The 14041-nt window shown below is 60.0% G+C and carries 11 protein-coding genes; 7 read left to right on the plus strand and 4 right to left on the minus strand.

Going from position 1 to position 14041, the window contains the following annotated elements:
* The first annotated feature begins 88 nt into the window (after positions 1-88).
* The 4 genes from MRS74_RS02085 (at position 89) to MRS74_RS02100 (ending at position 3221) form a co-directional block, all read left to right on the plus strand.
* Positions 89-865 carry an ABC transporter ATP-binding protein gene (locus MRS74_RS02085; RefSeq protein WP_254578609.1) on the plus strand — a complete coding sequence of 259 codons (777 nt, stop codon included), beginning with the start codon at positions 89-91 and terminating at the stop codon, positions 863-865.
* A 59-nt stretch (positions 866-924) separates the two neighbouring features.
* Positions 925-1680, plus strand: coding sequence for a transporter substrate-binding domain-containing protein (locus MRS74_RS02090; protein WP_254578610.1), 756 nt, complete (start codon positions 925-927; stop codon positions 1678-1680).
* A 67-nt stretch (positions 1681-1747) separates the two neighbouring features.
* A complete protein-coding gene (locus tag MRS74_RS02095; protein WP_254578611.1) occupies positions 1748-2440 on the plus strand; it encodes an ABC transporter permease in 693 nt (230 codons plus the stop codon).
* A 40-nt stretch (positions 2441-2480) separates the two neighbouring features.
* Positions 2481-3221: an ABC transporter permease gene (locus MRS74_RS02100; RefSeq protein ID WP_254578612.1), complete on the plus strand. Its 741-nt coding sequence runs from the start codon at positions 2481-2483 to the stop codon at positions 3219-3221.
* A gap of 347 nt (positions 3222-3568) precedes the next feature.
* Here the strand turns inward: MRS74_RS02100 and MRS74_RS02105 are convergent, their stop codons facing one another.
* The 3 genes from MRS74_RS02105 to MRS74_RS02120 form a co-directional block, all read right to left on the minus strand.
* Positions 3569-4939 carry an FAD-dependent oxidoreductase gene (locus MRS74_RS02105; RefSeq protein WP_438362311.1) on the minus strand — a complete coding sequence of 457 codons (1371 nt, stop codon included), beginning with the start codon at positions 4937-4939 and terminating at the stop codon, positions 3569-3571.
* A 100-nt stretch (positions 4940-5039) separates the two neighbouring features.
* Complete coding sequence (locus MRS74_RS02115; RefSeq protein WP_254578613.1) at positions 5040-6485, minus strand: aldehyde dehydrogenase family protein; 1446 nt, start codon at positions 6483-6485, stop codon at positions 5040-5042.
* A 157-nt stretch (positions 6486-6642) separates the two neighbouring features.
* The gene (locus MRS74_RS02120; RefSeq protein ID WP_254578614.1) at positions 6643-7827 is read right to left on the minus strand and encodes an aromatic ring-hydroxylating oxygenase subunit alpha; all 1185 of its coding nucleotides are present in this window, start codon (positions 7825-7827) and stop codon (positions 6643-6645) included.
* A gap of 677 nt (positions 7828-8504) precedes the next feature.
* Between MRS74_RS02120 and MRS74_RS02125 the strand changes: the two genes are divergently transcribed.
* Positions 8505-10208 carry a BCCT family transporter gene (locus MRS74_RS02125; protein WP_254578615.1) on the plus strand — a complete coding sequence of 568 codons (1704 nt, stop codon included), beginning with the start codon at positions 8505-8507 and terminating at the stop codon, positions 10206-10208.
* Between the two features lie 189 nt (positions 10209-10397).
* Positions 10398-11363: a LysR substrate-binding domain-containing protein gene (locus MRS74_RS02130; RefSeq protein WP_254578616.1), complete on the plus strand. Its 966-nt coding sequence runs from the start codon at positions 10398-10400 to the stop codon at positions 11361-11363.
* 117 nt (positions 11364-11480) lie between these two features.
* Here the strand turns inward: MRS74_RS02130 and MRS74_RS02135 are convergent, their stop codons facing one another.
* Positions 11481-11747, minus strand: a complete 267-nt coding sequence (locus MRS74_RS02135; RefSeq protein WP_254578617.1) for a hypothetical protein — start codon at positions 11745-11747, stop codon at positions 11481-11483.
* Between the two features lie 571 nt (positions 11748-12318).
* Here MRS74_RS02135 and MRS74_RS02140 point away from each other — a divergent pair.
* Positions 12319-14040: an acetolactate synthase 3 large subunit gene (locus tag MRS74_RS02140; protein WP_254578618.1), complete on the plus strand. Its 1722-nt coding sequence runs from the start codon at positions 12319-12321 to the stop codon at positions 14038-14040.
* The last annotated feature ends 1 nt before the right edge of the window (position 14041 follow it).

Here is a 14041-nt window from a genome sequence, read left to right on the forward strand (position 1 = left end):
CTGGCGCCAACAGTCAGATCACCGGGCTGGTCACGCAGAGATCCTGCCTGAATCCGCCTTAAATTCAGGCGATAACGGAATCTACAAGATGTCCCAAGCTCAACCGGCACTTGAACTGGTCGACATATACAAGTCCTATGGCAACCTTGAAGTTTTGAAGGGGATTTCCCTCAAGGCCAATGATGGCGATGTCATCTCGATTCTGGGCTCCAGCGGCTCCGGCAAGAGCACCTTGCTGCGCTGCATCAACCTGCTGGAACACCCCAACGCCGGGCGCATTATCGTTGCCGGCGAGGAACTGGAACTCAAGCCTGCAAAGGATGGCTACCTCGACGCCGCCAGCCGCCCACAGCTGGAATCCATGCGCTCGCGCATCGGCTTTGTGTTCCAGAGTTTCAATCTCTGGCCCCACAAGACCATCCTGGACAACATTATCGAAGCCCCCATGCGCGTGCTGAAACAGCCCCGTGCCCAGGCCGTTGCCCGCGCAGAAGAACTGCTGGCCCGCGTCGGCCTGGCGGACAAGCGCAATGCCTACCCCGGCAACCTGTCCGGCGGCCAGCAGCAGCGCATTGCCATCGCCCGCGCCCTGGCCATGGACCCGCAGGTGCTGCTGTTTGATGAACCCACCTCGGCACTGGATCCGGAGCTGGTCAACGAAGTACTCAGCGTGATGCACTCACTGGCGGACGAAGGCAGAACCATGCTGATCGTCACCCACGAGATGCGCTTTGCGCGCGAAGTATCGAGCCAGGTTGTATTCCTGCACCAGGGACAGATCGAGGAGATCGGCTCACCGGAACAGGTGTTCGACAATCCCAAATCCGCACGGGTGCGGGATTTCATGTCAAGCCACCTGTCCTGACACGCGGGCCTACAAGCGGCCTACAATAAGAAAGCCCCTCAGCAAGAGAAACGACCTCTATGAATCTGCGCAAACTCATTGTGACCCTGAGCCTGATAGCAGGCACCGCCCTGGCCGCCAGCGCCGCCCAGGCTGAAAAAATTCGTATCGCCACTGAAGGCGCTTACGCCCCTTTCAACATGATCGACGCCAAGGGCGACCTCCAGGGTTTTGACGTCGACATTGCCAATGCGCTCTGTGCCGAAATGAACGCCGACTGCGAACTCGTGGCACAGGACTGGGATGGCATTATTCCTGGCCTGCTGACACGCAAGTACGATGCGATTGTCGCCTCCATGTCCATCACCGAAGAGCGCCTGCGGGTAGTGGACTTTACCGAACGCTACTACTCCAACGTACTGGCCTTCGCCGCCGCCAAGGGCAGCGACTTCAAGACCGACAAAGACAGCCTGAAAGGCAAGGTCATAGGAGCCCAGCGAGCGACCATCGCAGGCCTCTACCTTGAAGACAACCTCGCTGATACCGTGGAAGTGAAGCTCTACGACACCCAGGACAACGCCTACCTCGATCTGGCCGCCGGCCGTCTGGATGGCCTGTTGTCTGACAAGTTTCCCGCCTACGACTGGATGGCCAGCGAGGCAGGCCAGGGCTTCGAGTTCAAGGGTGCCGATATCGACATTGACGACAAGATCGGCATTGCCGTGCGCAAGAACGACCCGCTGAAAGAAAAATTCAACGCCGCGATCAAGGCCATTGTGGACAATGGTACCTATGCGAAGATCAACGAAGCGTACTTTCCGTTCTCGATCTACTGATCTGCCAGGGTACGGCGCTCTCTGAGCGCCGTACCTGCATCCCCCTCTGCCACAGGACACTTCACAAATGGATCTTCAGGGTTTCGGTCATCTGCTGCTTTCCGGCGCCTGGGTCACAGTGAAGCTGGCCCTGACGAGCCTAGCCTTCGGCCTGCTGTTTGGCCTTATAGGCGCGGCGGCGAAGCTGTCGAAGTTTCGCTTCGCCCGCATTCTGGGCACCCTCTATACCACCCTGGTGCGGGGCATTCCGGAACTGCTGCTGGTACTGAGCATCTACTTTGGCGGCTCAATGCTGCTGATGTGGCTGGCGAGCTTCTTCGGCTATACCGACTATATCGAGATCAGCGCCTTTGCCGCCGGTGTCGCGGCGCTGTCCATCGCCTTTGGCGCCTATGCCACCGAGGTGTTCCGTGCCGCCCTGATAGAGCTGCCCAAGGGGCAGTGGGAGTCGGCCTATGCGCTGGGCATGACAGGCCCGCAGACCTTCTTTCGCATTATCCTGCCCCAGGTCTGGCGCCTGGCGCTGCCGGGCCTGGGCAACCTGTTCCAGGTGCTGCTCAAGGACACAGCGCTGGTCTCGGTCGTCGGCCTCGATGAGCTGATGCGCCAGGCCTACGTGGCATCCGGCTCGACCAAGGAGCCGTTCACCTTCTACATGGCTGCGGCCTTTATCTATCTGGGCCTCACCGCCATCGCCACCGCCTCCACCATGCTGATGGAGCGTGCCAGCAATCCCGTGTCCCGCGGATCACGCGCATGAATCAGCCGTTCACCCGCCTTAACATGCAAGAGGTTCCCCGATGAACTGGGACTGGAGCGTCATACTGAAATATCTGCCAAGATTGCTGGAAGGCACCTGGCTGACGCTGGAGCTGGTGGCCATCTCGGGCCTGATCGGCATCGCCCTGGCGGTGCCACTGGCGCTGATGCGGGTTTCGACCAGCCCCTGGGTACGGGCCTTTCCCTTTGCCTATATATTCTTTTTCCGCGGCACCCCTCTGCTGGTACAGATATTCCTGATTTACTACGGCGCATCGCAGTTTGAAGCCGTCAAGCAATCGGTGTTCTGGGAGATTCTGCGCCAGCCTTACTGGTGCGCCATCATCGCCTTCTCGATGAATACCGCGGCCTACAGTGCAGAACTGATTCGTGGTGCCATTCAGGCCATTCCCAGGGGCGAAATCGAGGCCGCCGAGGCGCTCGGCATGAGCCGGCCCCTGCAGGTACGCCGCATCGTGCTGCCGCGGGCCTTTGGCATAGTACTGCCGGCCTATGGCAACGAGCTTATCCTGATGCTCAAGGGCAGCTCACTGGCATCCACCATCACGCTGCTCGACCTCACCGGCATGGCCCGCACCATCATCGCCCGCACCTACACGCCGCTGGAAATATTCCTCGCCGCCGGTGTCATCTATCTGCTGATCAGTGGTGTCTTTATCGGCTGCTTCCGCCTGCTGGAGAAACGCCTCAACCGCTACCAGCATTACCGCCACCAGGTGCCGACGGAACTCACCAAGATAGACCCGCGCCTGCAGGACTGACTCTTGCGCCCCTTGCGCCTGTGGGCGGCCGCTGTTGCTGAGTCCAGGATGAGTGAAACCGCCAAGGCTGCTTGCGTGACCGGCTCGCACCGGGGTTCAAGCCGGTGCAACCCATCAAGAGCAGCAGCCTCCACCCGGAAATCCTGATGGGTTCGGCGGCGTGCCGGCCCAGAGTATCCGTTTGCATACGGCAGATTACGCCACTTCACCCATCCTGCGGATTTCCGCCAAAGCACGAAGAGCCCAAAAAAGCCCGCACAGGGCGGGCAAAGGACTACTTACGACTCGCTTGCGGGCACGCAGATGACGGCTAGCACAGCCCCTGCATGCCCGAATCAGGACAGAACTCAGGCGACAGACTGCTCCAGCAGCTGGCCACAGCGATCCAGCCACTGCTGGCGCTCTGTGGTCTGATCACCCGCCAGTACAAAGCCGCGCAGGGTGCCGCAGGCCTGTACGAAGAAGGCACGCATACCGCTGTCCAGCGTTTCCACCTGCCATTCACCCTCGATACCCGCCGCCGGCGGCAGGAGCGTCAGGGGCAGGGCGGGCGTCTTCACGATCACCGGCATCAGCGGGTACTGCGCCATGGTCGGGCGCCCCAGCAGGGTGTCCGCCAGCGCCCGCATGCCGTAGTTGATCGGCGCTATATAGGGCAGCAGCTGTCCGTTGATCTCGGCGCAGTCACCCAGGGCAAAGATGTCCGGCGCGCTGGTACGCATGCCACCATTGATGACAATGCCGCGATTAACCTTGATGCCAGCCGCTGCCGCCAGCGCCATGCGCGGACGCAGACCCACGGCGGAAATCACCAGATCAGTCGCCAGTTCAGTACCGTCACGCAACTGCAGGCGATAGGCATCGCCGTCGCGCTCGATGCGTTCAACGGTATTTTCCAGATACCAGCTGACACCCTGTGCCGACAGCTTCTGCTGCAGCTGTTCACCGACCGCGAACGGCACCAGCCGATCCATCGGCCAGGCGGTGAGACCCACCACATCCACACTGTAACCGGCCGCTGCCAGGTCATTGGCAAACTCGCAGCCGATCAGGCCGTTGCCGATAATGGTAATCCGCTTGCAGCCTTCCAGCTGATCCCGCATCAGGCGGTAATCCTGCAGGTCGTTAACGCTCAGCACATCGGCGGCGCCGGAGCCTGCAAAGGGCAGTCGAATGGGCTCGGCCCCCAGGGCCAGTACCAGCTTGCTGTAAACCTGCTCACCAACATCGGTTTGCAGCAGGTGTTTCTGCACATCGATACTCTTTACGCGGCAACGGCTATAGATGCGGATATTCAGGCGCGCTTCGATCTGCAGCGGCGTTTCACTGACCAGGTCCGTCGCCGACTTTGCCCGCGCCAGGGCATTGGACAGCGCAGGCTTGGAGTAGTGGTGACCATCATCCGTGGTGAACAGCACGATCGGCTTTTCGGGGCTGCGCTGGCGCAGCGCCTCGGCCATACCGTAGCCGGCGTAGCCGCTGCCGATAATGACCACCGCTGGCTCATTGCTGATGACCGCAGCCGCAACCGCATCCACCGGTTTCGCGGCCGCCGAGATTTCGATCATTTCAAAATCCGCCTTGCCGACGCCACAATCCGGGCAGATCCAGTCTTCAGGCACGTCTTCCCAGCGGGTACCGGCAAGGATGCCATCCGAGGGCCAGCCCTTGGCTTCGTCGTAAATCAATCCACAGATGATGCACAGCCACTTTTTCATTCTTCAGTCCTCTATCCGCCCGCGGCATTAACTAGCAGCGGGTCTGGTGCCGGTGGCGCCGGGCGCAGTGCCCGGCCCCCGCAGGCGCCTTATTTTATTATTAACGGGCGACGCGAATTGCCACGTTCTTGGTACGTACATAGCTGTACAGCGCTTCCTGGCCCTTCTCGCGACCATAGCCGGACAGGCCATTGCCACCGAACGGCGTTTCGATGCCACCGGCAAACCATTCGTTGACGAACACCTGACCGGCATCCAGCGCACGGGAGGCACGCAAGGCGCGGCTGATGTCCTGGGTGAAAACACCGGCGACCAGTCCGTAGTCGGTGTTGTTCGCCAGAGCGTAGGCTTCCTCTTCGGTATCGAAGGGGGTAATAGCCACCACCGGACCAAAGACCTCATCACCGAACAGACGCATGTCGGTGCTGACATCGGCGAATACCGTCGGCTGCACGAAGGCACCGGGCAGACCGGGCGCGGCCTTGCCGCCACACACCAGGCGGGCACCGTCTTCGACCGCCTGCTGGCAGATTTCCAGAATGCCGTCTCGCTGGCCCATCGAGACCACCGGCGTCATGTCCGGGTTGTCCCTGCCGGCGCCTATGCTCAGGCTGGAGGCCAGTTCCGCCACGCGGGCCACGACCTCGTCATAGATATCGCGCTGCACCAGCAGGCGGGACATGGCGGAACACACCTGACCTGCATTGAAGAAAATGCCCCAGCGCACACTGCTGACCAGCTGATCCAGATCCGCATCCGGGAACACCACCGCCGCGGACTTGCCGCCGAGTTCCATCACACAGGGCACGGCGTTTTCAGCGGCAGAGCGCATGATGGCGCGCCCGGTCGGTACTGAGCCTGTGAAGACGATCTGGTTGGTTTCCTTGTGCGCCACCAGGGCGGCACCGACTTCACGCCCGGGACCTGCGAGAATGCTCAACGCCCCCTTGGGAAGTCCTGCACGCTCGCAGGCCTTAGCCAGCACGGTAATCGCCAGCGGCGACAGCTCGGGGGATTTGACGATAACGGCATTGCCGGCCGCCAGTGCCGGTGCCAGGGAGCGGGCACAGATGGAAACCGGGAAGTTCCAGGGCACGATCTGCACCGAGATACCCTGGGGTTCATAGCTGGTGAAATCGATATAGTCTTCCCCCAGCGGGATGGACTTGCCTTCGATCTTGTCCGCCATGCCGGCGTAGTATTCGAAATACCGTGCTGCTTCGCTGACTTCGTCGCGGGCATCGTTGATCGACTTGCCGTTCTCACGCGATGCCAGTACCGCCGCGTCTTCCACCAGGGCGCGAATTTCGGCGCCAATGCGGTACATCAGCTCGGCCCGCTGGGCCGGACGCTGACGGGTCAGGCGACCCTCGCGCACGCATTCACGCGCCGCTGCAATGGCGCGCTCGGCGTCGTCCAGGGTGGCGCTGGCGATGGTGGCGAACACTTCATTGGTGGACGGATCACGCACTTCAATGGCGCTATCGCTATCGACCCAGTCGCCGGCGATAAAGTTGAGCCAGTGGTTGGTGTTGGAATTCAGCATGGGAAAGCTACCCGTGAGTCTTGCAGTCTGTAGCACTTAACACTGATCTGCTGCGGCATAGCCCGACAGACTGCTTGTGGCAGAAGAAGCCCTGAAATGAGGCCAGCCGCGCAGGTTTAATAACCTGGCGACCGGCTTCAGGTGCTCGAGGGTAGAATCAGCCCTGGGCTGATTCGGCGTACCTGTTGGCAACCCAGGTGTGGAAATGGTGGGTCGGGCCATCCAGTACCGGCGAGAAGACGCCACCGGCATAGCCCGGCGACTTGCGACCGGCCTGCATGCCTTCGACTGCAAAGACGTCTTCACCAAAGACTACTTTCCAGGCTTCCAGAACGGCCTGGCGGCAGGCGGAGAATTCGTCGCCGCAGGCTTCTTCGCCGACGTAGAACAGGCGCAGATTTTCCAGCGTGCGGTTATGGGCACGGGGCTCCAGAATGATGGTGAAGAAGTGGTCGGCCTGAATGCCCAGCAGTACGTTGGGGTACAGGGACACATATTCAGCCTGGCGCAGCTTGTCCTGCGGCCAGTCGGCGAAGCGCGGCAGGTGGGTGCCGGCAACGTCGGACAGGTTATAGGTGTAGCTGCCCTGGCCGGACATGCCCTCGCTGACCTCCAGGTTGTAGTGCTGATCCAGCGGCGAGTAGGTGTTCAGGCTCGGGTGTACCCAGGGCAGGTGATAGGCTTCGCAATAGTTCTCGATGGCCAGCTTGTAGTTGCAGTTCACTTCCAGCTGCATCTGGCTGCCGGTCTGCGCAATGTGCAGGTTGTTCCAGCCATCCTTGCCGCAGAACTCGTTCCAGCGCTGCGTCAGCGGTGCGATAAAGTCGTCGAACGACTGTGCATCACCGGACAGGTTAATAAACACCATCCCCATCCAGACGTGGGAGCGCACAGTGCGCAGGCCGTGCTTTTCACACACAAAGCCCTCGGCCTTGTGAACGCCGACGCCACCGATATGCGGGGTGCCCTTGAGGTTGCCGTTCAGGTCGTAGGTCCAGGAATGGTACGGGCAGCGCACCATGCCTTCGACTTCAGTTTCCTCGCTCAGCAGAATCATGCCGCGGTGGCTGCAGACGTTGTGGAAGACATTGAACTCGCCATCGCGATTACGCATGATCGCCAGCGGCAGACCCATGAAGTCCACCGGCTTGGCGAAACCGTTACGCGGCAGGTCGCTGGTGTAGCCGACGGCGGCCCAGGTCTTGCCCAGCACTTCGTCACGCTCAAACTCGAAGTAGGCGGGATCGTCATAGACGGCATTCGGCATGCCGGAGGCATCGGCAATCGGCTTGCGCACGCTGTCCAGGGCTGCCATCGGAATCATCTGAGACTTGATTGTCATCGCGCTTATCTCCACGTCACGGCCTGCACTTGGGAAGGCTGCTGGTTTCTCTTATAGACCGACAGGTACATCACCTGTCGATACTCTGTTTGAGTGCATAGTACTGAATACAAAATCGCCCGGACAAACGACTTTTCAGCCCCGACGTCATGATAAAAACTCACAGGTTTGCAAGCGCCTGAGTTTATGAAGAAATTTCCCTTCAAGCACAGGGACATGCAGATGGACGGGGCGATTCATGAGGCTTTAACAGGCTGAAATTCGGCTACGAAGGTCGCGGACAGCCGCTGCCATCACGCCAGACGCCGTGCATAAAACATGATAAAAGGTAATACCATGACTCAGGGCAGCGGCTTGTGTTCACGCTGGCGAGGCGAACATGACTGTGTGTTTTTTGATCATGCCCGCACCTGCACGCCAGTCATGCTGGCTGTCTCAACCCTGAACGCTGGCGGCAATGTTGTGCCACCACCTCAGAGAATCTCACCGTTTCATTACAAAAACTCATGAGCTTGAGTGAAAAAGTCGTTTGATCTGGATCAAGCTTTTACACAAGATGGCGCCATTGCGAATTCCGGTTCGCTGCTGCCCTACAGGCAGCCCCCTCACTGCCCGTATCCGGTTCTGCAATCGAGCGGCGGGCATGACTTTATATAATAAGCAAGGTGGACAAAGCGATGAGAGCCGACAGCGGACTTGTGCGAGGCGTGGACCCAATCGTCACCCTCATTTCCATGATGGTGGTGATTGGTTTCGTAATTTATTGCGGTCTGCAGGCCGAAGCCGCAGGCGCCTTCTTCCAGCAAGTGTCCGACAACATTCTCACCAACTTCAAATGGTTCTACCTGAGCGTCGTCACCGGTGTACTCGGGCTGCTGATCTACCTGATGTTCAGCCGCTACGGGAATATCCGCCTCGGCCGGGACGATGAAAGACCCGAATTCAGCTACCGCTCCTGGCTCGCCATGCTGTTCAGCGGCGGCATGGGCATTGGCCTGATCTTCTGGTCGGTGGCCGAACCCATGTGGCATTATGCCGGCAACCCCTTTGCCGCCGCCGGCCTCAGCGATGAGGCCGCCGCCACCGCAATGCGCATTACCTTCTTCCACTGGGGCCTTCACCCCTGGGCCATCTTTATTATCGTCGCCCTGACGATGGCGTATTTTGCCTATCGCAAGGGCCTGCCGCTGACCATGCGCTCGGTGCTCTACCCGCTGATCGGCGATCGCATCTATGGCCCCATCGGCCATACGGTGGACATCCTCACAGTGGCGATCACCGCCTTCGGCGTGTCCCAGTCCCTGGGGCTGGGTGTCATTCAGATGAATACCGGCCTCAACAACGTCTTCGGCATGGATATCAGTATCGGCAACCAGCTGATAATGATTGCCGTCATCAGCTTCCTGGCGATACTGTCGGTGGTCTCAGGTGTCGGCCGCGGCATCCGCCTGCTGTCCGAGTGGAACATGCTGCTGTCGATCATTCTGGTGATCGCCGTGCTGCTGATCGGCCCCACCCGCTACATTCTGCACACCTTCATCGAAAGCACCGGCGACTACGCCAGCAACCTGATTATGCTGAGCACCTGGAGCGACACCCAGGCGGATTCGGGCTGGCAGAACTGGTGGACCGCCTTTTACTGGCCCTGGTGGATGACCTGGTCACCCTTCGTCGGCATGTTCATCGCACGCATCTCCCGTGGCCGTACTATTCGCGAGCTGATCATCGGCGCCCTGTTGGTACCCACCCTGGTGACCTTTATCTGGATGTCGGTATTTGGCGGCTCAGCGCTAAAGATGGAACAGCAGGATCGCGTTGCCCACCAGGAACTGGTTGAAGCCGCCGCCCTGACCGGCGAGGCCGCTGAATTCAACGGCGGCGAGATCCTGCTGGCAACCAAGGCCGAAACCACCTCGGCGATCTTCACCCTGTTCGAGAAGCTTGATTCCGGCACTCTGGGACAGGCGCTGATGATACTGGTGACCTTGCTGCTGGCCACCTACTTCATCACCTCGGCGGACTCGGGCACCCTGGTGCTCTGCACCCTCAGTACGCGGGGCAGCATGGAGCCACCGCTTCGGCTGCGCATTATCTGGGGCGCCATGCAGGCCTTTATCGCCGGAGGCCTGCTCTATGCCGGCGGTCTGAAAGCGGTGCAGACCGCCTCCATCATCGCCGGCCTGCCAATTGCGGTGCTGACCCTGCTGATGTCCGTCAGCCTGATGAAGGCGCTGCGCGCCGAAGCGGGCCTGCTGCCCATTCCCCTCGGACCCCAGCGGGGCAGCAAACCCCAGGCCGTCCACAGCGCCACCCAGAGCGATGTTGCGACCCAGCCCTTTGAGGCCCAGCCTGCCATGTTGCGCGCCAGCGGCGAACGCTGATTCAGGCTTTGGATAAAAACACCGGCCTTCGCTTCTGGCGAACGCCGGTGTTTTTGTTTGCAGGGGTACAATCTGGGCACCTGGCCAAAGAACGCAGCTGCTACACTGCCGGCAAACCGCCAGCCGCGGGGGACACTTAACCCTAGCGCCCGCTGGCCCGCCATGACAATAAGAAAAGGAGAAACCTGGTTGAAGATCAAGCCGTTACCGCCTCTGAACAGCCTGGTTGCCTTCGAGTCCGCCGCCCGGCATCTGAGCTTTACCCAGGCCGCGCTTGAACTGAGCGTGACCCAGGGCGCCGTCAGCCGCCAGATCCGCCATCTGGAGGAATACCTCGGACGCAGCCTCTTCGTGCGGGACAAACGCCAGCTGAGCCTCACCCAGACCGGCGCCGAATACTACGACAGCGTGCAGCAGTCCCTGCTGCTGATATCCAGCGCCACCGGGGCCATAGTGCAGTGGCAGGGTAACCAGCAGCTCACTGTGGTCACCTCCAATGCCATGGCCTCGCTCTGGCTGCTGCCACGGTTGCCGGAATTCCAGGATCTGCACCCGGATATCGATGTGCGTATTCTGGCCACCGACTCCCTGCTGGGGCTGCGCAGCTCCGAATTCGATGTCGCGCTCTTTTACTGCCGCACACCGCCGGCGGGTCTGGTGGCGACACCGCTGTTCAACGAAAGGGTGTTCCCCGTTTGCAGCCCGGCCTTTCTGGAACGCTGTCGCAGTAACAACACCGCCGCCGGCATCGAAGGGCTGAACGACGAGGATATTCTGGGCACCACCCAGCTGTGGCTGGATTCGGGGGAGGACTGGCTTAACTGGAGTCAGTGGTTCAGCGCCGCAGGCATTGCACCGCAGGAACCACGCCGCCGCCTGAACCTGAACAACTACGCCATGCTGGTGCAGGCGGCGCTCAATGGTCAGGGCATTGCCCTGGGATGGGAGCAACTGGTCGCGGATTACCTGCAAAGCGGCCTGCTGGTGAGGCCCGTGGCGATGGAGCTGAACACCACCGCCCGCTTTTACATGCTGGAGCCCCAGGAGCCCATGCGCCGCAAGCCCGGCGTGGAGCAGTTTCGCCACTGGCTGCTGCAGCGTGCAGGGACATGCGAGGACACTGAGGCCCGCAGCGAGACTTCCCGGACTGCCTGAGGCCGGCAGCTAATTTCCCGGAATTCGCAGGCACATCCTCGAAGCTCGCCGGGGGCTCATTTCCCGGAAATCGCTTCGCTCATTCCGGCTACGAACTACTTGCTACTTGCGGCTAAATCAGTAAAGCGCCTTTTCGTCGCGCACCACATCACGCAGCAGCTTGAGGAACAGCTTGTCGGCATCACTGTGCTCAACCGGGATCTTCACGTTAGTGGTCGAGGACAGCTCATCGGCAATCAGCACATCGGCGTTTTTCTCGTTGATATACTTGCGGGCAATATCCAGCGCCCTGGTGTTGATATCGGGCTCAACCAGCACCTTGCGGATGAACAGCAACAGCTCATTGATGACCCGATCCTTGTTCTTGATTTCAGACACATTCATGGCGTAACTCCGCTCAGCATTTTCCCGCACTATAACCTGTTTTCAGGCCGCGTTGCAGCCGTCGTAGCTGGCGACGCTAGGCCCCCTGGCAGCCTCTTTTGCCACATCAACAGCTGCACCTGCACCTGCACCGCACCCCCAAAGATTAGCGCTCAATAGCCTGGAACTCGGGAAAACGGCGCCGATTTTTGCAATTTTACGGCCTAAATGCGTGTAAATCGCTCCCCATGCCGGCTTTTTGGGTCGATTAGGCCGCCATCGGTTGATCGAAACCTGACCCGATGAGAGAATGTGCAGCTCGATTTTAGAGGCCTTGAGCGAGTAGGTAACCCCGAAGCTCTGGCGAGTCGATCTCCAGTATCGTCTCCCGCTGGTCTGCCGGCTGAGCAATCCTCAGCACCGGTAAGCACCCGAACATGAGCCGCCACGTCTCTGCCCTGGAATGGTTGAGAATTTTGCCACCAAAGCATCAACGCCGCTTAAGTGGGTGGGTCACGTTCAACGTTGCAGAAACAAAAACTGTTACGCGCCTTTTCCTTGCCGGGAACTGGTGCATCAGAGGGTGAATACTGTGGAATTATTATCAGGCGCAGAAATGGTTGTTCGTGCCCTTCATGACGAGGGTGTGAAGTACATCTATGGCTATCCGGGCGGTGCCTTGCTGCACGTCTATGATGCCCTTTTCCGTCAGGAAGATGTGCAACATATACTGGTGCGCCATGAACAGGCGGCAACGCACATGGCCGATGCCTATGCCCGCGCGACCGGCAAGGCCGGCGTGGCGCTGGTGACATCAGGCCCAGGCGCGACCAATGCTGTTACCGGCATTGCGACGGCCTATATGGACTCGATCCCCATGGTGGTGATCACCGGTCAGGTCATGAGCCATCTGATCGGCGAAGATGCGTTTCAGGAAACCGACATGATGGGCATTTCCCGTCCGATCGTGAAACACAGCTTCAGCGTGTCCCGTCCGGAAGATATTCCGGCCATTATCAAGAAGGCGTTCCACATTGCCCAGACCGGTCGCCCGGGGCCTGTGGTCGTGGATATCCCCAAGGATATGACATCGCCAACCGAACGCTACGAGTACGAATATCCCAAGTCGGTCAAGCTGCGCTCTTACAGCCCGGTTAACCGCGGTCACAGCGGCCAGATCAAGAAAGCGACCGATCTGCTGCTGGCGGCCAAGCGCCCGGTGCTCTACACCGGCGGCGGCGTCATTATGGGCAATGCCAGTGCTGAGCTGATTCAGCTTGCGCGCATGCTCAACTACCCGGTCACCAATACCCTGATGGGTCTGGGCGGCTTCCCGGGTACGGATCGTCAGTTTATCGGCATGCTGGGCATGCACGGCAGCTACGAAGCCAACATGGCGATGCACCATTCGGACCTGATTCTGGCCGTGGGCGCGCGCTTTGACGACCGTGTTACCAACGGTCTGGACAAGTTCTGCCCCACCGCCAAGATTATCCATATCGATATAGACCCTGCGTCCATTTCCAAGACCGTCAAGGCCGATATCCCCATCGTGGGCCCGGCTCAGGCGGTTCTGGCGGAAATGATCGAACTGGTAGGCGCGTCCAAGAAGCAGCCCGATGCGGCGGCGATCAAGACCTGGTGGGAACAGATCGACGAATGGCGCACGCGCCACGGCGGGCGCTACCGCACCGACGACTCCGACAAGATGAAGCCGCAGCAGGTCATCGAAATGCTGAGCAAGGTCACCAACGGCGACGCCTATGTGTGTTCCGATGTGGGCCAGCACCAGATGTTCGCGGCGCAGTACTACAAGTTCAACAAGCCCAACCGCTGGATCAATTCGGGCGGTCTTGGCACCATGGGCTTCGGTCTGCCGGCGGCCATGGGCGTGCAGATGAGCTTCCCCGATGCCGACGTCGCCTGCGTCACCGGCGAGGGCAGCATCCAGATGAACATTCAGGAGCTTTCCACCTGCAAGCAGTACGACCTGCCGGTGAAAATCATCAACCTGAATAACCAGTCGCTGGGCATGGTGCGCCAGTGGCAGGATATGAACTACGAGTCGCGTCATTCACACTCGTACATGAAATCCCTGCCCGACTTCGTCAAGCTGGCCGAGGCCTATGGCCATGTCGGCATGAAGGTCGAGAAGTATTCCGACCTTGAAGCCGCCATGCGCGAAGCCTTCGCCATGAAGGATCGTCTGGTGTTCATGGATATCTATGTGGATCAGTTCGAGCACGTGTACCCCATGCAGGTACCGCGTGGCTCAATGCGTGACATGTGGCTGACCAAAACGGAGAGAACTTGAG

This window comes from Marinobacterium sedimentorum (genome assembly GCF_024267675.1).
GTDB lineage: Bacteria > Pseudomonadota > Gammaproteobacteria > Pseudomonadales > Balneatricaceae > Marinobacterium_A > Marinobacterium_A sedimentorum.

Excerpts from the sequence above, each read along its gene's own strand:
- MRS74_RS02115 (WP_254578613.1), bottom strand. The coding sequence starts at position 6,485 with ATGCTGAATTCCAACACCAACCACTGGCTCAACTTTATCGCCGGCGAC.
- MRS74_RS02095 (WP_254578611.1), top strand. The coding sequence starts at position 1,748 with ATGGATCTTCAGGGTTTCGGTCATCTGCTGCTTTCCGGCGCCTGGGTC.
- MRS74_RS02085 (WP_254578609.1), top strand. The coding sequence starts at position 89 with ATGTCCCAAGCTCAACCGGCACTTGAACTGGTCGACATATACAAGTCC.
- MRS74_RS02135 (WP_254578617.1), bottom strand. The coding sequence starts at position 11,747 with ATGAATGTGTCTGAAATCAAGAACAAGGATCGGGTCATCAATGAGCTG.
- MRS74_RS02105 (WP_438362311.1), bottom strand. The coding sequence starts at position 4,939 with ATGAAAAAGTGGCTGTGCATCATCTGTGGATTGATTTACGACGAAGCC.
- MRS74_RS02125 (WP_254578615.1), top strand. The coding sequence starts at position 8,505 with ATGAGAGCCGACAGCGGACTTGTGCGAGGCGTGGACCCAATCGTCACC.
- MRS74_RS02100 (WP_254578612.1), top strand. The coding sequence starts at position 2,481 with ATGAACTGGGACTGGAGCGTCATACTGAAATATCTGCCAAGATTGCTG.
- MRS74_RS02120 (WP_254578614.1), bottom strand. The coding sequence starts at position 7,827 with ATGACAATCAAGTCTCAGATGATTCCGATGGCAGCCCTGGACAGCGTG.
- MRS74_RS02090 (WP_254578610.1), top strand. The coding sequence starts at position 925 with ATGAATCTGCGCAAACTCATTGTGACCCTGAGCCTGATAGCAGGCACC.